Annotated in this window: 17 protein-coding genes; 11 read left to right on the forward strand and 6 right to left on the reverse strand. The window is 56.3% G+C overall.

All coding sequences use genetic code 11. The annotated features are described in order from the left end of the window. The first annotated feature begins 69 nt into the window (after positions 1-69). Together AQ1_RS04960 and AQ1_RS04965 are read left to right on the forward strand one after the other, a co-directional pair. On the forward strand, positions 70-513 hold the full coding sequence (locus tag AQ1_RS04960) for a VOC family protein (RefSeq protein ID WP_042084873.1): 444 nt from the start codon (positions 70-72) through the stop codon (positions 511-513). Continuing rightward, positions 497-1,255 (forward strand): SDR family NAD(P)-dependent oxidoreductase, encoded by a 759-nt coding sequence (locus AQ1_RS04965; RefSeq protein ID WP_462687075.1) that lies wholly within the window; start codon positions 497-499, stop codon positions 1,253-1,255. Before AQ1_RS04960 ends, AQ1_RS04965 begins: the two co-directional genes overlap by 17 nt. 6 nt (positions 1,256-1,261) lie before the next feature. Here the strand turns inward: AQ1_RS04965 and serB are convergent, their stop codons facing one another. Next, positions 1,262-2,197, reverse strand: coding sequence for a phosphoserine phosphatase SerB (serB, locus tag AQ1_RS04970; protein ID WP_042084877.1), 936 nt, complete (start codon positions 2,195-2,197; stop codon positions 1,262-1,264). Positions 2,198-2,215: 18 nt separating this feature from the next. Between serB and miaA the strand changes: the two genes are divergently transcribed. The 8 genes from miaA to AQ1_RS14420 all read left to right on the forward strand — a co-directional run bounded on the left by miaA (position 2,216) and on the right by AQ1_RS14420 (position 10,610). Beyond that, entirely contained in the window at positions 2,216-3,187 is a 972-nt protein-coding gene (gene miaA, locus AQ1_RS04975; protein ID WP_042084878.1) for a tRNA (adenosine(37)-N6)-dimethylallyltransferase MiaA, read from the forward strand. Positions 3,188-3,204: 17 nt separating this feature from the next. Continuing rightward, the gene (gene ilvC / locus AQ1_RS04980; protein ID WP_042085034.1) at positions 3,205-4,200 is read left to right on the forward strand and encodes a ketol-acid reductoisomerase; all 996 of its coding nucleotides are present in this window, start codon (positions 3,205-3,207) and stop codon (positions 4,198-4,200) included. A 239-nt stretch (positions 4,201-4,439) separates the two neighbouring features. Beyond that, positions 4,440-5,474, forward strand: a complete 1,035-nt coding sequence (locus AQ1_RS04985; protein WP_042084879.1) for a rod shape-determining protein — start codon at positions 4,440-4,442, stop codon at positions 5,472-5,474. A 75-nt stretch (positions 5,475-5,549) separates the two neighbouring features. Then, on the forward strand, positions 5,550-6,422 hold the full coding sequence (mreC, locus tag AQ1_RS04990) for a rod shape-determining protein MreC (RefSeq protein ID WP_150007306.1): 873 nt from the start codon (positions 5,550-5,552) through the stop codon (positions 6,420-6,422). After that, positions 6,419-6,934, forward strand: coding sequence for a rod shape-determining protein MreD (gene mreD, locus AQ1_RS04995; protein WP_042084881.1), 516 nt, complete (start codon positions 6,419-6,421; stop codon positions 6,932-6,934). Before mreC ends, mreD begins: the two co-directional genes overlap by 4 nt. Positions 6,935-6,943: 9 nt before the next feature. Further along, positions 6,944-8,848, forward strand: a complete 1,905-nt coding sequence (gene mrdA, locus AQ1_RS05000; RefSeq protein ID WP_042084882.1) for a penicillin-binding protein 2 — start codon at positions 6,944-6,946, stop codon at positions 8,846-8,848. Continuing rightward, positions 8,849-9,991: a rod shape-determining protein RodA gene (gene rodA / locus AQ1_RS05005; RefSeq protein WP_042084884.1), complete on the forward strand. Its 1,143-nt coding sequence runs from the start codon at positions 8,849-8,851 to the stop codon at positions 9,989-9,991. It abuts the gene before it with no gap. Between the two features lie 166 nt (positions 9,992-10,157). Next, complete coding sequence (locus AQ1_RS14420; RefSeq protein ID WP_052370976.1) at positions 10,158-10,610, forward strand: DUF2147 domain-containing protein; 453 nt, start codon at positions 10,158-10,160, stop codon at positions 10,608-10,610. Between the two features lie 61 nt (positions 10,611-10,671). Here AQ1_RS14420 and putA read toward each other — a convergent pair whose 3' ends face one another. Next, positions 10,672-13,830, reverse strand: coding sequence for a bifunctional proline dehydrogenase/L-glutamate gamma-semialdehyde dehydrogenase PutA (putA, locus tag AQ1_RS05015; protein ID WP_042085040.1), 3,159 nt, complete (start codon positions 13,828-13,830; stop codon positions 10,672-10,674). Positions 13,831-14,067: 237 nt separating this feature from the next. Here putA and AQ1_RS05020 point away from each other — a divergent pair, with 237 nt between their 5' ends. Then, positions 14,068-16,638 carry a TonB-dependent receptor plug domain-containing protein gene (locus AQ1_RS05020; RefSeq protein WP_052370979.1) on the forward strand — a complete coding sequence of 857 codons (2,571 nt, stop codon included), beginning with the start codon at positions 14,068-14,070 and terminating at the stop codon, positions 16,636-16,638. Positions 16,639-16,812: 174 nt separating this feature from the next. On the opposite strand, the gene AQ1_RS05025 is transcribed toward AQ1_RS05020, so the two are convergent. The 4 genes from AQ1_RS05025 to AQ1_RS05040 are packed head-to-tail and all read right to left on the reverse strand — an operon-like array spanning position 16,813 to position 20,370. Further along, a complete protein-coding gene (locus tag AQ1_RS05025) occupies positions 16,813-17,436 on the reverse strand; it encodes a VOC family protein (RefSeq protein ID WP_161760429.1) in 624 nt (207 codons plus the stop codon). Between the two features lie 46 nt (positions 17,437-17,482). Next, a complete protein-coding gene (locus AQ1_RS05030) occupies positions 17,483-18,340 on the reverse strand; it encodes a pirin family protein (protein WP_042084887.1) in 858 nt (285 codons plus the stop codon). A gap of 49 nt (positions 18,341-18,389) precedes the next feature. Beyond that, on the reverse strand, positions 18,390-19,559 hold the full coding sequence (locus AQ1_RS05035) for a CaiB/BaiF CoA transferase family protein (RefSeq protein ID WP_042084888.1): 1,170 nt from the start codon (positions 19,557-19,559) through the stop codon (positions 18,390-18,392). 10 nt (positions 19,560-19,569) lie between these two features. After that, complete coding sequence (locus AQ1_RS05040) at positions 19,570-20,370, reverse strand: citryl-CoA lyase (protein WP_042084890.1); 801 nt, start codon at positions 20,368-20,370, stop codon at positions 19,570-19,572. Between the last annotated feature and the right edge of the window lie 301 nt (positions 20,371-20,671).

Consider the following 20,671-nt stretch of genomic DNA (forward strand, 5'->3'; position numbering starts at 1 on the left):
GATCGGCCCTTTTGGGGCTGCTCTTTGTGTGGATTGCACTGGATGAAAAGGTCTGGCACATTGCAGCGCATGACACAGCACATCCCCTTTCATCTGGCCTTTCCAGTGCATGATCTGGCACAGGCCGAAGACTTTTATGCCGGCCTTTTGGGCTGCCTCATTGGCAGGCGATCATCCCATTGGATCGATTTCGATTTTTTTGGCCATCAGATCACCGCCCATCTGCGACCAGAAGAGTGTGGCGAGGTTCGGAGCAATGGCGTGGATGGCGATGCCGTGCCGGTGCGCCATTTCGGGGCCGTTTTGCCATGGGATGATTGGCAGGCTTTGGGCCGCAGGTTGGGCGATGCGGGGGTGGATTTTCTGCTGGCACCGCGCATCCGTTTTCAGGGGAAGCCCGGCGAGCAGGGCACGTTCTTTTTGCGCGATCCATCGGGCAATGCCCTTGAATTCAAAAGCTTTGCCGATCCATCCCGGCTTTTTGCCAAAGGGGCTGATGATGATCACGCTTGAGGGAAAAACCTATCTCATCACCGGGGCATCGAAAGGGATCGGGGCGGCTTCGGCGCGGGTTTTGCTGGAAGCCGGGGCAAGGCTGGTTTTGCACTATCATCATGATAAGGCAAAAGCCGCCGATCTTTTGGCGGATTATGGCCCTGAGCGGGTGCATATGCTGGGGGCCGATCTGGGCGATCAGGATGCCGTGCGGGCCTTGTTTGCCGATGCGGTGGCATGGGCGGGGGCGCTGGATGGGATCGTGAATAATGCCGCCGCCATGCCCTATAGCGGGCCCGAAGATGCGATAGCGGCATGGGATGCCGATTGGGATCTGGTGTGGCGGGTGAATGTGCGGGCGGTGGCCGATCTGTGCCGCGCGGCGGTTTTGCATTTCAAGTCGGAAGGGCGGCCGGGGATGATCATCAATATCGCCAGCCGGGCGGCCTTTCGCGGCGATCTGCCCGATGCCATGCATTATGCCGCATCGAAAGGTGCTGTGGTGGCGCTCACCCGTTCTTTGGCCAAGGGCTATGCGAAGGATGGCATCCGCGCTTATTGCATCGCGCCGGGCTGGGTTCTCACCGAACGGGTGGCCCCGCGCATTGAAAGCACCCCCACGGCTTTGGCGGAAATCCCCATGGGCGAAGCGGCACCGCCTGCTGAAATCGGCAATATCATTGCTTTTTTATTCGCGGGGCTGGCCCATCATGCCACCGGGGCGACCATTGATATCAATGGGGCCAGCTATTTCCATTAAGGGCTTTTAGGCGCGATAAAAATCGCTGTCGCGATAGCCCTGAATATAAAGCAGGGCGCTCAGATCATTATGATGGATGGCCAGATCAGCGGCGGCAGCGGTTTTGGGCTTGGCATGATAGGCAATGCCCAATCCGGCGGCCTTGATCATGGGAATATCATTGGCCCCATCCCCCACCGCCATGATCTGGGATGGGTGCAGCTTGCGGTTTTTGGCCGTTTCTTCTAAAGCGGTTAATTTGCTGTTGGCATCGATGATCGGTTGGCGCACCCGCCCGGTCAGCCGTCCGCCTTCAATGTCCAGCACATTGGCGCGATGGTCGTCAAAGCCCAGATGCTGGGCGATCCGGCTGGTGAAAAAAGTAAAGCCGCCGGATACCAGCAGGCAATAGGCCCCATGGGCGCGCATGGTTTTCACCAGTGTTTCGGCACCACTCATGGGGGTTACCCGCTCTTCATAGCAGCGCAAAAGGGTGGCTTCATCAAGGCCCGACAGCAAAGCCACCCGTTCATGAAGGGCGGCTTCAAAATCAAGCTCGCCGCGCATCGCCGCTTCGGTGATCAGGGCGATTTTGTCTTTGATGCCGGCGAAATCCGCCAGTTCATCGATACATTCTACGGTGATCATGGTGGAATCCATATCGGCGATTAAAAGCGATTTGCGCCGATTATGGGCGTCTTGCACGGCGATATCGGTGGCGAGATCAGGATGATCGGCAAAGGCCTGATCAAGGTTTTTGCGGATGGCTGCCAGAGCCTGATGCCGGGGATCATAGCGAAAGGCGATATCAAGGGCCCTATGTTCGGCCAGCAGGCTTTCATCAAGGGGGGTGGCCAGATCAGAAAGGCAGCTTCGGGCCAGATCGCGAGCCATTGCAAGCTTGCCTTGGCGGGGCTTTGCGATCAGGGTAAGAATAGCGGCGTTCGCTTTCGTTTCGGGCATCAAAAGGGGACTCCATCGGTGAGCGTGACGGCGATCCTTATCGCAGGGCCAACGGCCAGCGGCAAGTCGGCTTTGGCCGCCGCTTTGGCACAGCGCCATGGCGGCGTGGTGATCAATGCCGATTCCATGCAGATTTATCGCGATCTGCCGGTGCTGAGCGCGCAGCCTCATCTGGATGCCGATGGTTATGATCCGGCCCATGTTCCCCATCGTTTATATGGCGTGCTGGATGGGGCCGAGCTTTGCTCGGCGGCGCGCTGGCATGCCTTGGCGGCATTGGAAGTCACCCGGGCCCGGGATTTGGGTTTGCTGCCTATTTTTGTTGGCGGCACCGGGCTTTATCTGCGGACATTGATCGAAGGGCTGGCCCCGGTGCCGGATATTCCCCAGGCCATCAGGGATGAGGTGCGGGCGGAAATGGCCGCCTGTGGCCCCGAAGCCATGCATCGCGCCCTTGATGCGATTGATCCGGCGATGGCGCAAAAGCTGGAAACGGCGGATAGCCAGCGGATTGCCCGGGCTTTTGAGGTGATCAGGGCCACCGGGCAATCCCTGCTCGCCTTTCAATCGCGGCGGTTGCCGGGATGCCTTAGCGCAGATCATGAACAGCAGACTTTGGCTTTGGCAGCACTGGATTTGCCGCGCGATGTGCTTTATGCGCGCTGCGATATGCGCTTTCACGACATGCTGGATCAGGGGGCTTTGGATGAGGTGCAGGCCCTGATGGCCCGGCGCCTTGATCCCGCCTTGCCGGTGATGAAAGCTTTGGGCGTGCCCCCTTTGGGCGATTATCTTGCGGAAACAATCGATCTACCCGAGGCCATCGCCCTTGCCCAGAAACAAACGCGCCATTATGCCAAACGCCAGCAAACATGGATCAGAACACAATTTTCCCATTGGCCGATGATTGATGCCGGCCAGCCCGAAGCCGCCCTAGAAAGCCTTGAGGCCCGGATGGCCCAAATGGCGAAAACCCCTTTGAATGAGTGACGAGACGCCCTATGCCGATGACTGTTTATACCGACATGGATTGCGATCCGGCGGCCCTTCAAGGCAAGAAGATTGCCATATTGGGCTATGGCAATCAGGGCCATGCCCATGCCCTTAATCTGCGCGATAGCGGCTTTGATGTGATCATCGGCGCGCGCGATCCCGGGCAATCGAGCGGGGCCAAAGCCCGGGATGCGGGCTTTATGGTGCTGCCCTTTGCCGAGGCCGTGACAATCGCCGATATTGTGATGATGACCCTGCCCGATGAGGTGATCCCCGCCATTTATGAAAGCGCTGTGGCGCCTTTTTTGCGGCCCGGATCGGCTTTGGGCTTTGCCCATGGTTTGGCCGTTCATTTTGGCGCGATCAGGCCTGCTGAGGATGTGGATCTGTTTTTGATTGGGCCCAAGGGGGCGGGGCGCTGGTTGCGCGCTGAATATCTGGCAGGCCGTGGCCTTGCCTGTTTGATCGCGGTGGGCCACGATGCCACCGGCGCGACCATGCAGATCGCCCTTGGCTATGCCTCAGGCCTTGGTTGCGGCCGGGCGGGCATGGTGGAAACCAGCTTTCGCGAAGAATGTGAAACCGATCTTTTTGGTGAACAGGCGGTTTTATGTGGGGGCATTCCGGCTTTGATCGCCGCCGGCTATGATACCCTGATTGAAGCGGGCTATGCGCCGGAGGTGGCCTATTTTGAATGTGTGCATGAAGCCAAGCTGGTGGTTGATCTGATGTTTGAGGCCGGGCCGGAAAAAATGCGGCAGGCCATTTCCAATACCGCAGAATATGGTGGCTATCTGGCGGGCGAGGCGCTGGTGGATGATCGCATGCGCCAGACAATGAAGACTATTTTGACGGAGATTCAATCTGGCGCATTTGCACAGCGGCTTTTTGACGATACAAGAAAAGGAAGCCCTGATCTCATGCGGTTTCGGGCGCATCGTCATGATGGACTCGAAGCCGCCGGAGAACGGGTGCGTGCCTTGATGCCATGGCTGGTCGAAAAAGGCTGAAAGCCAAGCCAAGCCAATAAAAATAAAAGGGATGCCATAATCGTGCATGATCTTCATTTCGCCAGCGAAATTTTAACGAATGCACGGCAATATGGCTTTCGCGATCGGGATCGGCGCCTGTGCTCTTGCGGTGCTGTCTTAACTATGCTCAAACGCCAATAATCCTGCATGTTGATGACTGGCCCCTATTCCGGGAGCCAAAAAAATGCGGGCGATCAATCGAAAAGGTTCGGGTCAGAATGTTCTCAAAAATTCTTGGTATGTTTTCATCGGATATGGCCATCGATCTGGGAACCGCGAATACGCTGGTTTATGTGAAGGGTCGGGGCATCGTTTTAAATGAACCTTCGGTTGTGGCGATGAAAATGACATCGGGACGGCGGCAGGTGCTGGCGGTGGGCAATGAAGCCAAGATGATGCTGGGGCGCACGCCCGGTAATATCGAAGCGATCCGCCCCTTGCGCGATGGGGTGATCGCCGATTTTGAAATCGCCCAGCATATGATCCGGCATTTCATCAAAAAAGTGCATAATCGTTCTTTTGCCAGCCCACAGGTTGTGATCTGCGTGCCATCGGGCTCCACTGCCGTTGAACGGCGGGCGATCCGCGAAGCGGCGGAAGAAGCGGGGGCATCGAAGGTTTATCTGATCGAGGAACCCATGGCGGCGGCCATCGGAGCGGGCCTGCCTGTCACCGAGCCGCAGGGCTCGATGGTGGTGGATATCGGCGGCGGCACCACGGAAGTTGCGGTGCTCTCCTTAGGCGGAATCGTTTTCGCCACCAGTGTGCGGGTGGGCGGCGACAAAATGGATGAGGCGATCATCGCCTATATCCGCCGCAATCATAATCTGCTGATTGGCGAAAGCACTGCCGAGCGCATTAAAAAAGAGATCGGCACCGCCATGGAACCTCAGGATGGGGTGGGTTTGTCCCTTGAAATCAAGGGCCGTGATCTGATGAATGGCGTGCCAAAGGAAATCACCATCAATCAGCTTCAAATTGCCGAAGCTTTGGCCGAGCCGGTGGGATCGATCATTGAAGGGGTGAAGGTGGCCCTGGAGCAAACGGCCCCGGAATTGGCCGCCGATATCGTTGATCAGGGGATCGTTCTGACCGGGGGTGGGGCGCTGCTTGCCGATCTGGAAAAGGTTCTGCGCGAAGCCACTGGGTTGCCGGTTTCCGTTGCCGATGAACCTTTGACCTGTGTGGCGCTGGGCACTGGCCGCTCTTTGGAAGAAGAGGTTCTCAAGCATGTTCTTCTTACCGACGATTGAAAGCGTTCTTTGCCGTCATGATGGCGGGGGACTTTGCCCTTGAAAGCGCCCCTTGCCAAAACATCAAGGGGCCTTTTGGCCAGCCGGACGGGTCGGCGGTTGTTTGCGGGCTTGTTGTTTGTGGCGTTTACCCTGCTTTTGCTGGGCCGGATCGATCATCCGCTGATCGATAGAATGCGCGGGGTGGCAGGGGATTTTGCCCGGCCTTTGCTGCAGGTTTTGTCGCGGCCGGTGGAGCGGGCTGATGCGGCCATCGAATGGGCCGGATCGCTGACCTCTTTGCTGGCGGAAAACCGGCGCTTGAAAGCCGAAAATGAGCGGCTGTTGCAATGGCAGGCGGCGGCCCGGGCGCTGGAGCGGGAAAATGCCCGCCTGCGGGTTTTTCTTAATGCCCCTCAATTGCACAATACCCCTATCGCGACCCCACGGATCGTGGGGGTGGCCGGCGGGCCCTTTGTCCGCAGCGTGATCATCAATGCCGGGCGGGCTGATGGGGTGAGGGATAATCAGCCCGTGGTCGATGAATTGGGGCTTGTGGGGCGGGTTTTTGCCGCCGGTGAGCAGGCGGCGCGGGTTTTGCTGATTACCGATCTGAACAGCCGGGTGCCGGTGCGGCTGCAAAGAACCGGCGATCCGGCCATTGCCCGGGGCCGCAATGGGCTGCTTTTGGAATTGGTCTTTTTGCCCCCCGGTGTGGATCCCATGCCCGGTGATGCGGTGGTCACGACCGGCGATGGCGGCATTTTCCCCCCCGATATTTTGTTGGGCCATGTGGTGGCCGATGCCTCGAAAGAGGTGCTGATCAAACCGGTGGCTTTGCTCGATAGATTGGAATTCGTGCAGGTTTTAAAGCCGGTTTTGCGCGATCTGGATATGGAGCCGACGCCTCAGGATACCCCCGTTGATGCGCCAAATCATGAGGGCACGGCCAGGGCGATCGAGCCATGAGCGAGCGGGCAGGCAGTTTTGGCTTATCGCTGCTGCGGGCTTTTGGGCCTGCGGTGATCGCGGTGGTTTTGATCATCATCATGCATCTGCCCTATGGCGATGCCAGCGGCGGGGTGCCCTTGCCGCATATGGCTTTGATCGTTGTTTATTACTGGTCGATCCATCGGCCCGATCTTTTGCCCATCGGGCTGGTGGCGGCCATCGGATTTTTTCTCGATATGCTGTCGGGCGGGCCGCCGGGGCTGAATATGCTGGTTCTGATGATTGCCCAGATCGTGCTATCCAATCAACAGGCGCTGTTTGTGCGCCAGTCTTTTGCCGTGGGATGGCTGGGTTTTGTTCCGGTCACGTTTCTGGCCATGCTCTTGTCGTGGATCATTGCCAGCCTTTATTATGGGGATAATCTATCGGCCATGCCGGTGATTGCCCAAGGTCTTGTCACCCTTGCGGCTTATCCGCTTTTTGGCTGGATTTTCGGCTGGTTCGATAAGATGATGAAAGCGGATTTTTGAAAGAGGATCATGGCATCTGATACCTCACGCTTTAAGACATTTTCCCGCCGGGCGGCCTTGCTGGCCGGGGCGCAGGGGCTTTTAACCGCGGTTCTGGCCGGGCGGCTTTATTATCTTGGGGTGGTGGAAGCCGATCAATATGAAATGCTGGCCGAAGAAAACCGCATTTCCATTCGGATGCTGGCCCCGCACAGGGGCGATATCGTTGATCGTTTTGGCGAAACCATTGCCAGCAATCGTCAGGATTATCGCGTTTTCCTGATCCCCGAACAAAGCCTTGATGTGCGCTTGTCGCTGCAAAGGCTGGGGCAGATCATTCATCTGACCGAACGCGATCTGCGCCGGGTTGAAACCCAGATCGCCCGGCAGCGCAAATTTTTGCCGGTGACGGTAGCGCAGGGGCTTTCCTGGGAGGATTTTGCTAAAATCAATGTCTCGGCCCCCGATCTGGCCGGGATTCAGCCCGATAGCGGTTTGAGCCGATGGTATCCCGATGGTCCGGTGGCCAGCCAGATCGTGGGCTATGTGGGATCGGCCAGTGAGGAAGAGATGGATGGCGATCCTCTGCTGACCTTGCCCGGTTTCAAGATCGGCAAGCGCGGGGTGGAGCGCAGCTATGATCGGATTTTGCGCGGGCGGGCAGGATCAAGCCGGGTTGAGGTGAATGCTTATGGCCGCACCATTCGCGAATTGGGGCGCACCGAAGGTATTCCCGGCGATCAGGTGGCGTTGACCATCGATATGGGATTGCAGCGGGCGATTGCAAAGCGCTTGGGCGAAGAAGCCGCCGGCGTGGTTGTGATGGATATTGATACCGGCGATATCTATGCCCATGTCTCGACCCCATCCTATGATCCCAATAGCTTCAATCTGGGGATCAGCCGGGAAAATTGGGCGGCACTGTTGCGCGATCCGCGCAAGCCCTTGGTTGATAAATGCATTTCCGGGCAATATCCGCCCGGATCTGTATTTAAAATGGTGGTGGCACTGGCCGCTTTACATCATAAGATCATCACCCCTGAAAAAACGATTTATTGCAATGGTCGCCATCGCTTAGGCGATAATGTGTGGCATTGCTGGCGTCGGGAAGGCCATGGCGCCATGAATATGGAAGATGCTCTGGCCCGATCTTGTGATGTGTATTTTTATACGATTGCCCATGAATTGGGGATTGAAAGACTGGCGCAATGGGCACAGAATTTCGGCCTTGGTCAGGTTTTCGATCTTGAGGTGGGCGGAGAATCGAGCGGGCTGGTGCCCACGCCGGGCTGGAAAATCGCCACCACCGGCGAACCCTGGATGGGTGGCGAAACCCTGAATGTGGGGATCGGGCAGGGGGCTTTACTTGCCACCCCCGTGCAATTGGCGGTGATGACCGCAAGGCTGGCCAATGGCGGCTATATGGTGCGGCCAAGGCTGGTGCGGGCCATTGGGCCTGATGCCCGGGCCCTGCCCGCAGCCCCCAATGGCGGCTGGCCAAAGCTTGATTTTGCGGGCGATCATCTGGCCGTGGTGCGGCGCGGTATGGAAAAGGTTCTGGAATATCGCGGCACCGCCTATCGATCGCGCTTGTCGTGGAATGGCATGACCATGGCGGGAAAAACCGGCACGGCCCAAGTGCGTCGCATTACCCGAGAAATGCGCGATAATAATGTAAAGCAGGAAGATCTGCCATGGCAGGCCCGTCACCATGCCTGGTTTGTTGCCTATGCCCCTGCTGATAAGCCGCGCTATGCCTGTTGTGTTTTGATCGAACATGGGGGCGGCGGGGCCAGTGCGGCGGCACCGGTGGCCCGGGATGTGATGGCCCAGGCTTTAGAGCGCGATCCGGCGGGCCGCCCGGCCCTTGATCAGATGCGCCGGGCCTTGGGGGCGGCGCAGATGCCCCCGGGCAGCAGTTTTGTGGATGATTGAATGAGTGAGGGTTATCTTTTCGCACCGCGCAAGGTGAAGCGCAGCCTGCCGCAAAAGCTTTTGGATCTGAATTGGCTGGTGATTGCGGTTTTGATCCTGATCGCCGGGGTGGGTGTGGCCATGCTTTATTCCGTGGGGGGCGGGCATTTCGATCCTTGGGCGCGGCAACAGGCCATTCGCTTTGGCGCTCTTTTTCTCTTGATGATCGCTATTGCTCTTGTGGATCTGCGTTTCTGGTTTCAATTGGCTTATCCCGCCTTTTTTGGGGCTTTGGCTTTGCTCATCGCCGTTGAATTCATTGGGGTTGTGGGTATGGGGGGGCAGCGCTGGCTTGATCTTGGCTTCATGCGCTTGCAGCCATCGGAAATTATGAAAATCGCCCTCGTCATGGCGATGGCCCGCTATTATCACGGCCTGAATGCTACCCAATCGGGCCAATATGTGCGGCTGATCCCGCCTTTTTTGATGGTTCTTTTGCCCATGGCCCTGATCGTGCGCCAACCCGATCTGGGAACGGCTTTGATGCTGGCCGCCGGGGGGATGGCGGTGCTGTTTTTAGCGGGGGCACCGAAATGGCTGTTTTTGGGGGGTGTGCTGGCAGCGGCGGCTGCGGTGCCTGTGGCTTGGGGTTTTTTGCATGATTATCAGCAGCAGCGGATCCTGACCTTCGTCAATCCCGAAAGCGATCCTTTGGGGGCGGGCTATCAGATTATGCAATCAAAAATTGCTTTGGGATCGGGCGGGCTCACCGGCAAGGGCTTTTTGATGGGCACCCAAAGCCATCTTAATTTTTTGCCCGAAATGAAAACCGATTTTATCTTTACGGCTTTGGCCGAAGAATTTGGCCTTGTTGGCGGGATGGGGGTGATTGCCCTTTATCTTTTCATCTTGGCTTATGGATTTTATGTGGCAGCCACCTGCCGCAATCAATTCGGCCGATTGCTGGCTTCCGGTCTTTCCCTGACCATGTTTTTATATGTGTTCATCAATGTGGGGATGGTGATGGGTATTTTGCCGGTGGTTGGGGTGCCCTTACCCATGATTTCTTATGGCGGCTCGGCCATGCTCACGATGCTGACCGCTTTCGGCCTGATTTTTTCGGTATCGCTCAATCGCAAATTGGTGATCCCGAAAGGGCTTTGAGGGGCATCACAAGGTCATCATCGCGCATCACAGCTCGGTGAAAGCGGCTTTCAGCATCATTTTTGCCTTTATTTCGTCTTAATGCCTTTCTAAATAAGCCTCCGTTTTCTGGGCCTGTCATCTCTTTGATGATCATGCATAATCCGTCATTCCGCAGAGTATTTCCATGGTCCGTTCTTCCACCAAAGCACTGGCTTTCATTTCTGGCGTCATCATTGCCTTGTTTTTTGCCATATCGCAGGGATTGGCCGATCCGCAGGCTTCGTCGGTTTTGGGGGTGTGGAAAACCGATGGGGATCGCTCGGCCGTTGTTGTGCAGCCCTGTGATGATACGATCAGCGACCAGAAGATTTGCGGCAATATCATCTGGACAGAAAGCGGGAAACGCTTAGGCGCGCTGATCCTCAGCGATTTTCTGCTGGATGATGATGGCCTGCAGGATGGCTGGATCCATGATCCCCGTTCCGGCAAATCCTATCGCGCACAATTGCACCTGAAAGATGAAAACAGCCTTGAGGTAAAAGGCTGCTGGCTGGTTTTTTGCCAGTCACAGGTCTGGACCCGCGCCTCATCCCTGAGCTTTGATCCCGCCGATATGTGGAAAAAGTCTGGGGGCTGATCAAAAGATCGCCCCCCTTTGCATTTCATTTGGTCTCTCTTTTTTTATGGCACGCCGCCCTTCAGCCGATGAGGCGGAAAAGATCGGTATTGCCGCCAATCGCTGCGGTATTGATGGTGCGCACCCGTTCGCTGGCAAAGCGCAGCAGATAATGCGGCCCCCCGGCTTTAAAGCCGGTGCCGGATAGCCCGCGTCCGCCAAAGGGCTGCACGCCCACCACGGCTCCCACCATATTGCGATTGATATAGACATTGCCCGCAATGGATTTTTCAAAAAGGCCCAGATAGCGGCCTTCAAGGCGGGAATGGACCCCGCAGGTCAGCCCATAGCCGGTGGCGGCCAGATTGTGCATCAGTTGATCAAGCTGGTCGGCTTTATAGCGCAGAATATGCAAAACCGGACCGAATACCTCGCGCTGCAATTGCGCCAAAGACGAAATTTCATAGATCGACGGGGCAAAAAAGCACCCATGTTGAAGGCTTTGATCAAGAGGCGCGCGGGCGATGAAGTGGGCTTCCTTGTCCATCCGCTCGATATGCTTTTGCAAAACGGCGCGGGCATCCTCATCAATGATTGGGCCGATATCGGTTTCCGGCTTCACCGGATCGCCCAGCTTGCGCAAAGCCAGGGCCCCCTTGATCATTTGAATGACTTCATCGGCCACATCGGATTGCACACACAAGATGCGCAAGGCCGAACAGCGCTGCCCGGCCGAGCCGAAAGCGCTTTCCATCACCGCATCGCAGACCTGTTCGGGCAAAGCGGTGCTATCAACGATCATGGCATTCTGCCCGCCGGTTTCAGCGATCAGCGGCACGATCGCCCCTTCGCGGGCGGCCAGATTACGGTTGATCAACCGCGCCACTTCGGTGGAGCCGGTAAAGACGACGCCGGCAATGCCTTCATCCTCAACCAGGGGCCCGGCCACTTCGGGGCCATCGCCAGCCAAAAGATGCAGGGCATCGGCAGGCACCCCGGCGCGATGAAACAGTTCGGTGGCAAAAGCTGCAATCAGCGATGTTTGCTCGGCAGGCTTGGCGAGCACCGTATTGCCTGCGGCCAGGGCCGCCATCACCTGCCCTGTGAAAATGGCGAGGGGGAAATTCCATGGCGAAATCGAAAGAAACACCCCGCGCCCTTCCAACATCAGCTCATTGCGCTCGCCCGTGGGGCCGGGCAGGGGCGTGGGGGCACCGAATTGCTTTTCCGCCATCATCGCGTAATAGCGGCAGAAATCAACGGCTTCCCGCACTTCGGCAATGCCATCGGATAAAGTTTTCCCGGCTTCGCGCACCATCAGGCTGATCAGGATTGCGGTGTTGTCCTCCAAAAGGTCGGCGGCCTTGCGTAGAATATCGGCCCGCGCTGTGGCCTTGGTGCGGTTCCATGCCGGAAAGGCGGTTTGGGCCGCCTTCAGGGCCTTCATGGCATCGTCTTTTCCGGCCATGCGGATGCTGCCCACCTTTTCCCGCCGATCAATGGGCGACAGCACATCTTGCGGGGCGCCACCGGCGGCCTTGCCACTGATGAGGCTGGCCAGATCAAAGCGGCGATCATGATGTTCGGCAATCGCGGTTCTGAGCGAGGAAAGCTGCGGCTGATCCTGCAGATTATGCCCTTTGGAATTGCTCCGATCCTCGCCATAAAGATCGCGGGGCAGGGGGATATTGGCATGGCGCCCCCGTTCATCGGCTTCGATGATGGAGATGGGATCGCGCACGACCTCTTCCACCGGCACTTTCTGATCCATGAAGCGATTGACGAAGCTGGAATTGGCCCCATTTTCCAAAAGCCGCCGCACCAGATAGGGCAAAAGATCGCGATGCGCCCCCACCGGGGCATATATGCGCGCCTTCACCGGGCGCAGAATTTCCTGACGCACCGCCAGATAAAGCACATCGCCCATGCCATGCAAACGCTGGAATTCATATTCGGCATCGCGGCCCATTTCCTCGATGGCCGCAATGCTATGGGCATTATGGGTGGCAAACATGGGATAAAAGGCATCGCCCCCATCAATCAGCTTTTTCGCGCACGCAAGATAAGACAGATCGGTGGCGGCCTTGCGGGTCCAAACCGGATAATCAGGCATCCCCAGTTCCTGGGCGTGCTTGATTTCGGTATCCCAATAGGCTCCTTTCACCAGCCGCACAGGGATGCGGCGATGGGTTTCATGGGCCAGAGCATAAAGCCAATCCACTACATGATGGGCGCGTTTTTGATAAGCCTGCAAAGCCAGCCCCAGCCCCGGCCAGCCCAAAAGCTCGGGCGAGCGGGCGAGCGCTTCAAACAGATCGAGCGACAGATCAAGGCGATCTGCTTCTTCGGCATCGATGGTCAATTGGATATCATAGTTTTTGGCCCGCAAGGCCAGATCATGCAGCCGATCATAGACATCGGCCATCACCTGATCGCCATTCGTCAGTTCATAGCGGGGATGCAGGGCGGAAATTTTGATGGAAACCGACGAGCGTGTATTGGGGCCGCCGAGTTTCGCGCTTTCATGCTTGCCCACCGCATCGATGGCGTCTTTATAAAGCTTGAAATAGCGATCCGCAGTCTCTTGGGTCCGGGCCCCTTCGCCCAGCATGTCAAAGCTCATGAGTTGCTTTTGATCGGGCATTTTGCTCATGCGTTTCAGGCCTTCGCCAATAGAGCGGCCAAAAACGAATTGTCGCCCCATGATCCGCATCGCCTGATTGACCGCCTGCCGGATCACCGGCTCGCCGGTGCGCTTTACCAGCTTATCCATGAAATCGGCGGGGTCTTTGCTGATGGCGGGATCAACCTTGATGATGCGTCCGGTAAGCATCAAAGCCCACACCCCCGCATTCACAAAGGGGCTGTGGGATTTGCCCAGATGGCTCGACCAATCGCCGGTGCGGATTTTTTCGGAAATCAACGCATCCTGGGTTTCGGAATCGGGAATGCGCAGCAGGGCTTCTGCTAAACACATCAAGGCCACCCCTTCCTGATTGGAGAGCCCGAATTCCTGCAAAAAAGCATCGAGGGTGCCCTGTTCAGAGCTTAAATCCCGTGAACGCTGAACGATCGAGCGGGCCCGTTCCACCACCGCCTTGCGCTGGGTATCATCAAAAGGAAGGGCATCGAGCAGGTGACGTGTTTCCTGGGCTTCATCCCCATAGCCTGCGGCTCTCAGGGCCTTGCGGGTGGTGGCTAACGGATCGACTGAGGGCGCAGACTTGATCGCATGGGTCATAAACACATCCTTGTCATAGAGCTTATACACATCACCCCAAGCATGTAGTGATAAGGGAAGCAAATGAAAAGGATAGTGAGCATGAAGCAACACTGCTTCATAAAATGCGTGTTTAAAGTGTTTTTTATCGCGCTTTTAAGTCTCAATATATAACCTTGTTTCGCAGAGCCGACCTGTGAGGAAAAACAGGCGGACAAATATGTGATGATTTGAAACAAGTTTGATCGGGAGGATCATGTGAAAAAACAAAATGCTGCGAGCAGGCGCGGTTATCATAAGGCTTTGCTGGGATCGGTCGCGGTTTTGCCCTTGCTGAGCCTGATGGCATCGGGGGCCTACGCGCAAAGCAATGAAGATGGCGAAAGCGGCGCCATCACGCAGATTGAAGAAATCATCACGCTGGGCACCCGGGTGAAGGGGCGCACCTCTGTTGATACGGCGGTGCCGGTGGATGTTATCAATATCGAAACGATCCGCCAGAATGGCTTTACCGAATTTGGCCCCATGTTGCAGGCTTTAGCACCTTCGTTCAATTTTTCCCGCACACAGATTTCCGATGGCAATGATCTGTTCCGCCCGGCCACTTTGCGCGGCCTGGGGCCTGATCAGGTGCTGGTTTTAGTGAATGGTAAGCGCCGCCATCAGCGGTCTTTGCTGGGCTTGTCGGGCACCATTGGCGAAGGTGCCACGGGAACCGATTTCAACGCTATTCCCACGGCGGCCATTCAAAGGGTTGAAATTCTGCGCGATGGTGCAGCGGCCCAATATGGCTCTGATGCCATTGCCGGGGTGGTGAATATCGAATTGCAAGAAAGCGTCAATGAATTTTATGTTGCCGCCCAGCTTGGCCAAACCTATGAAGGCGATGGGGAAAGCTATCAAATCCAGGGCAATGGCGGCTTTTCCCTGGGCGAAAGCGGGTTCATCAATTTCACCGCTGAATATCGCAATGCTGAAGAGACCAATCGCGCGGATATCAGCCCCTTTTTCGGGGATCGGCGTTTTCAGGTGGGGGATGCGGATTCCGAAGGCTATATGCTGTGGTATAATATGGCCGCACCCATATCGGATAGCGTCGAGCTCTACAGCTTTGGCGGCTATTCCTATAATGAAGCTTTGGGGGCCGGTTTTTTCCGCTTTACCAATAATCCGGCGCGCACAGTGCCACAGGCCTTCCCCGAAGGCTTTTTGCCCCGCGATCTCAATGAATCCGAAGATATTTCCTTTGCCGGGGGTTTTCGCGGCGATCTGGGGGCCTTCTGGACATGGGATGTTTCGGCGGTTTATGGCAAGAATGATTATGATCTCAGAACCCGCGATACACCCAATGTTTCGATTGCGGCCGATTTTTTGAATAACAATCCCGGTGCCACGGATGCCGAGGTTGTGGCCAATCTGGGGCCTACGTCGGGCTTTTCCGGTAGCCTGGAATTTGAACAGGCCACCTTCAATGCTGATATCGCAGGCCAGATCGATGATCTGTTGCCCAGCACGCTTTATATGGCCTTCGGGGCGGAATATCGCGATGAAACCTTTCGCATCACGCCCGGTCAGCTTGAAAGCTTTTCCTGCGGCTTGAGCCCGGAAAATCGTTTCATCCCCTCGATCACCGATCCTGCAACTGCGGCGACCTGCGGCTTTCAGGCTTTTCCCGGGTTCCGCCCGGAAACGGCGGGCACTTCGGGTCGCGATAATTATGCCGTATATGCCGATTTTGAAACGACCTTTGGCGATATCTGGACTTTGGGCGTCGCCGGGCGTTTTGAAGATTATGGCGATATCGGCGATAAATTCACCTGGAAGGTCAGTTCCCGGGTTGAAATCACCGATCAGCTGGCCCTGCGTGGGGCTGTGGCCACAGGCTTTCGCGCACCTTCTCTGCAACAGATCGGCTTTACTCAGGTGGCGACCACAGCCAGCGCTGCGGGCCTGACGGAAACCCTGCTGGCCTCGGTCGGGTCGGAATTTCCGGGCTTTTTTGGCATCGATAGTCTTCAATTGGAGGAATCCGACAGCTATAGCGCAGGCTTTGTCTGGCAGCCTTTGGATAATCTCACCATCACCGTGGATGGTTTTTTGATTCAAATCGATGATCGGATCGTTTTGGGAAATCCCCTGCGCCCCGGCGATCTGGATGATGCGCCTGCAGCCCAGCAGTTTCTGATTGATAATGCCATTGGTCAGGCGAATTTCTTCTCCAATGCCATCGATACCGAAACCAAAGGGGTGGATGTGGTGATCAATCACAATACCACCCTTGCCGGAGGGGCGCTGACCTCGACCTTCGCGCTCAATCTCAATAAAACCACCGTGGAAAATGTCAGAGCACCCGATGGGGTGGATCCCGCTTTTCTATTCCCCGAGCCATCAGAAGTGTTTTTGGAGCGCGGCCAGCCACGGGTGCGGGGGAATGCCAGCTTCGATTATGAGCGCGATGAATGGGGCGGCGTGTTGCGGTTCAATTATTTCGGCAGCACGGAAACCAGCTTTTTCACCGCGCGGGGGCTGGGCTTTCCGCCTGAAGCCATCGCCGGATTGGGGCTGGCGGATGAAGACCGCCTGCGCCCCGGTGCGGCGGTGCTGATCGATCTCGAATTGCGCTATAAGCTCACCGATTGGGCGCAGATCGCGGTGGGGGCGAATAATCTGCTGGATCAAAAGCCCAATAAACTGGCCGATAATTCGCCTCTGCGCTTTATCACCAGCGATCCCAGCGGAGAATTTGGCAATATCAAATTTCCCTTGCGGGGTCTCGCTTATGGCTTGAATGGCGGCTTCTACTATGCACGGCTCTCTTTGGATTTCTAAAGCCTTCAGGGCGCTTTAACAGGAAAATGAGGGGCAGGTGAGAAAAAGCACTTGCCCCTCATAGCGCCGCCGTCAGGGCCATTCGGTCAGCCCATCGCTTTGCTTCAGTTGCCGGGTCCACTCTTTCGAATGCACGCGCCCTTCACGCGATGGACCCGGCATAACACCCCGCCCTTAATGCTTTTTGTTATCGGGATCGACGAAATTATGGCCTTCGCGGAATTGCGTTTTATAGTCTGAAAGCTTATCGCCCAAGGCCTTGACGGCTTCATCAAGCGGCTCTGGATCTTCCAGAAAGGGCTTATCTTCATGATATTCGATCGTGGAGGATGAATATTCCAGATAAAGGCCATTGGGATCGCGGAAATAGATCGATTTGCAAAAGAAATGATCAATCACTTTGGTGACGGAAATCCCATGGGCTTCGAGCTTTTCTTTCAAGGCATAAAGCTCGTCCACCGTTTCGACATTGAGCGAAATATGATGCATCACCCCCAGATCGGGATCGATATCCCCAAAGCTTTCATTCCATGAGAAAAAGGCGAGGCTTGCCCCCTGGCCGCAATCAAAGAAATAATGCCGGGTGCCTGCCACATCGCCGCGCACCGGAATTTCTCCGGCAAAAGGATCGGGTTCGGGTAGGGCCAGGGTAACCACCAAGGGCATATTGAGCAGATTGTGATAGAAATCGATGGTTTTATCCATGTCCTTGGTCAGATAGGCCGCATGGTGCAGGCCACGGGTTTTCAGCTTGAAATCTTTGGGATTCGTCGCTGTTTCTAAGGGTGCGGACATCATCTCTCTCCTCATTCACGCTGGTTATGGCAAAAGGCCTGTCGCAAAATCAAAAGCGGCCCGCCTGAAAATCGGCAACGGCCTGTCTCAATTGATCAGCCGTGTTCATAACAAAAGGCCCATAGCGGGCCACGGGTTCATGAAGGGGCTGGCCAGCCACCAGAATAAACCGGCTAAGCGGGGATTTGCCGATGATCTCGACCTGATCACCGGGGCTGAGAACGGCCAATTGCTGATGCGGTAAAAGCTGGGCTTCATCCCCTGAACCAATGGCGATATCGCCATCATAGGGATAGACGAAACAATTATGGGTGCTGGGCAGATCATGGCTGAAGGATAAATCCTGAGGCAGGGCAATATCCAAAAAGACCGGATGGGTGGCAATGCCATCCACCGCGCCCTTGACGCCATCCACTTCACCGGCGATCAGCTTGATCCGAATGCCATCCTCGCGTTCGATCTGCGGAATATCTTCGGGCTGAATATCCTGATAGCGCGGGGCGATCATTTTTTTATCGGCTGGCAGATTGACCCAAAGCTGAAAGCCCCACATCAGGCCATTTTCCTGCTCGGGCATTTCGGAATGAATGATGCCGCGACCGGCGGTCATCCATTGGACGGAACCAGGCCGCAAAAGCCCCTGATTGCCTTTATTATCGCCATGGCGCATCCGGCCCGCCAGCATATAGGTAACGGTTTCAAAGCCGCGATGGGGATGATCGGGAAAGCCGCCGATATAATCTCCGGGGCGATCGGTGCGAAATTCATCGAGCAGCAAAAAAGGATCCACATAATCGAGCAGGGGCGAGGCGATGAGGCGGCGCATCTTGACCCCGGCACCATCCGATGAGGGCACGCCCGCAACCTTTTTGCTGATCTGTCGGCCGCTTTTATTCATGGATGCCATAGGGCCGATCTTTCCTTCTTCTTGCAGCCTTTAGGCCACGGTTCACGATTTATTCTGCCGCGCCCTGATTGCGCACAGAGGCGTTCCGATCTGCTAATTCGGCACGGATTTCAGCGCCATGCTCATCCAGCATCGGGGGCGCCAGCACATCAAGGCTGGCGGCGCCATCATAAGACAAAGGCGAGCGCACCGTGGTGAATTCGCCCATCACCGGATGGTGGGTGCTGACCTTGATCTTGAGATGCTTGGCTTGCGGGTCTTCCAGCGCTTCATCGCTATCATAGGCGGCGGAATAGGGCACGCCTTCGGCTTCCAGCCGATCGCACCAATAGGCGCGATCATGGCGGCGAAAGATCGGGGCCATCAGATCAATCAGATCATCCTGATGTTTGATCCGGGCGGCGCGATCGGCAAAGCGGGGATCATCGAACAGATCGGGCTTTTCAATGGCGGCGGCCAGCCCATCCCAGAATTTGGGGGGCGATGACAAATGAAGCGCAACCCATTTTCCATCAGCACATTCAAAAACATAGGATTGCGAGACGCTGGGCCGGCTATAGGGGTCCATCACTTCATTCATGGAGAAATAATGGGTGAAGCTATCCAGATTGAAATGACACATGGCTTCGAGCATCGACACATCCACCCGCCGCCCTTTGCCGGTGGTGCCGCGCTCCACCAAAGCCGCCAAAATGCCATAGGATGCATAAAAACCGGTGACGGCATCGGCAATGGCCGGGCCCAGCACGCGCGGCTTATCATGGGGTACCAGCAGGCGTAAATAGCCGCTGGCGGCCTGCGCTACCGTGTCGAATGCCGGGCGATCCATGGCCGGGCCGCTGGTTCCAAAACCTGAAATCGAGCAATAGATCAGCCGGGGATTGATGGCCCGCAAAGTTTCCTCGCCGGCACCAAGCTTTTCTGCCACGCCGGGGCGGAAATTCTGAATGAACACATCCGCCGTTTTGATCAGTTCATGCAAAACCGCCTGATCTTCGGGTTGGCGGGTATCGAGGGCGATACTGCGTTTATTGCGGTTATAGGTTTGGAAATGGGGGCTATAAAGCCCGCCTTTAAAGGCGCGAAAGGGATCACCCGTTTCGGGGCGCTCAACCTTGATCACATCGGCCCCCTGATCGGCCATATACATGGCAGCCGCCGGGCCGGTGATGAAGGTGCCCATCTCAACGACCCGAATATCCTTCAAAATCTTGGTCATATGTGTGTCCTCACGCCTTTTCTTTGGGAGCAGGGCCGTCATAATCAATGGCCTGACTGGCGCCATAAGAAAGAACAAAGCCGATGGGCCTTTGCGTTTCCTCGTAAAGATGGCCCACAAGGCTGGCGGTGCGCGCCAGAAGGGGCACGCCCTTCAAGGCGCTGAGGGGAAAGCCCACATCCAGCATCACCGCCGGAATGGCCCCGCTCACATTCACCGGCAGATCCCGATTGGTGATCAATTTCGCCTGTTTCGAGATGGCCCGCAAAGCCGCGATATGATCCCCCGAAACCCCTTTTTCATCGGCTAATTTGAGCAGGAGATTGGCCCGAGGATCGCCGGTGGAATGATGGGAATGGCCAATGCCGGGAATTTTACGCTTTTCTGAAACCGCCATTTCGATGGTTTGTTTCGCTGCCGTATCAAGATCGCTATCGTCTGATTTTTGCCGCGCAAGCACGCGGGTCAGGAATTGTCCGGCCACTTCCGAACTGCCCAGAACCACCGAACCGCAGCCCAGAAGGCCAGCCGAAACCGCGCCTTGCCAGGCTTCGGGGGCGGCGGCCAAGGTCATCCGGGCGGCCTGAACGCTTGGCACCAGCCCATGTTCGGCGATGGCCACCAGAACGGCATTGAGAAAAAACCGCTGATTGTCATTCGGCATCTGGCCGGTCACCAGAAAATAGAAATAATCGGCAAAATTGATCTTGCCGATCAGATCTTCGCATAAATCCAGACCCCGCACGGTGATCACATCGGCGGTGGATGTGGAGATGGCCGAATAAGGCTGATCTTGTTTCCCGATACGCATAGGGTTCCCTTGATTTTTTGTCTGTCAGTCTGGCTCAAGACGATCTGGCATTGTTGATCGCGCGGAATCGATGACAATTAATTTCGTATATCGAAAATAAATCCGATTTACGAAAAATAAACTGGATAAGACAAATTTGTCAAGATTGAACGGGTCTGCACCGGCCCTGTATTGTGGCTCGCCCCGGCTCTTTATTTGGGCTTCACGCGCCTTTTAGGGTCAGGAGCGCTTATCTTTCGCCGCTCTCCATCGTGATCATCACATAAAGGTGATCGTCTCCGGCCGCTCAGCCACAAAAGAA

It is taken from the genome of Iodidimonas nitroreducens (assembly GCA_000710935.1).
Lineage (GTDB): Bacteria > Pseudomonadota > Alphaproteobacteria > Sphingomonadales > Rhodothalassiaceae > Iodidimonas > Iodidimonas nitroreducens.

Excerpts from the sequence above, each read along its gene's own strand:
- AQ1_RS04960 (WP_042084873.1), top strand. The coding sequence starts at position 70 with ATGACACAGCACATCCCCTTTCATCTGGCCTTTCCAGTGCATGATCTG.
- AQ1_RS04965 (WP_462687075.1), top strand. The coding sequence starts at position 497 with ATGATGATCACGCTTGAGGGAAAAACCTATCTCATCACCGGGGCATCG.
- serB (WP_042084877.1), bottom strand. The coding sequence starts at position 2,197 with ATGCCCGAAACGAAAGCGAACGCCGCTATTCTTACCCTGATCGCAAAG.
- ilvC (WP_042085034.1), top strand. The coding sequence starts at position 3,205 with ATGACTGTTTATACCGACATGGATTGCGATCCGGCGGCCCTTCAAGGC.
- AQ1_RS04985 (WP_042084879.1), top strand. The coding sequence starts at position 4,440 with ATGTTCTCAAAAATTCTTGGTATGTTTTCATCGGATATGGCCATCGAT.
- mreD (WP_042084881.1), top strand. The coding sequence starts at position 6,419 with ATGAGCGAGCGGGCAGGCAGTTTTGGCTTATCGCTGCTGCGGGCTTTT.
- mrdA (WP_042084882.1), top strand. The coding sequence starts at position 6,944 with ATGGCATCTGATACCTCACGCTTTAAGACATTTTCCCGCCGGGCGGCC.
- rodA (WP_042084884.1), top strand. The coding sequence starts at position 8,849 with ATGAGTGAGGGTTATCTTTTCGCACCGCGCAAGGTGAAGCGCAGCCTG.
- AQ1_RS14420 (WP_052370976.1), top strand. The coding sequence starts at position 10,158 with ATGGTCCGTTCTTCCACCAAAGCACTGGCTTTCATTTCTGGCGTCATC.
- putA (WP_042085040.1), bottom strand. The coding sequence starts at position 13,830 with ATGACCCATGCGATCAAGTCTGCGCCCTCAGTCGATCCGTTAGCCACC.
- AQ1_RS05025 (WP_161760429.1), bottom strand. The coding sequence starts at position 17,436 with ATGATGTCCGCACCCTTAGAAACAGCGACGAATCCCAAAGATTTCAAG.
- AQ1_RS05030 (WP_042084887.1), bottom strand. The coding sequence starts at position 18,340 with ATGGCATCCATGAATAAAAGCGGCCGACAGATCAGCAAAAAGGTTGCG.
- AQ1_RS05035 (WP_042084888.1), bottom strand. The coding sequence starts at position 19,559 with ATGACCAAGATTTTGAAGGATATTCGGGTCGTTGAGATGGGCACCTTC.
- AQ1_RS05040 (WP_042084890.1), bottom strand. The coding sequence starts at position 20,370 with ATGCGTATCGGGAAACAAGATCAGCCTTATTCGGCCATCTCCACATCC.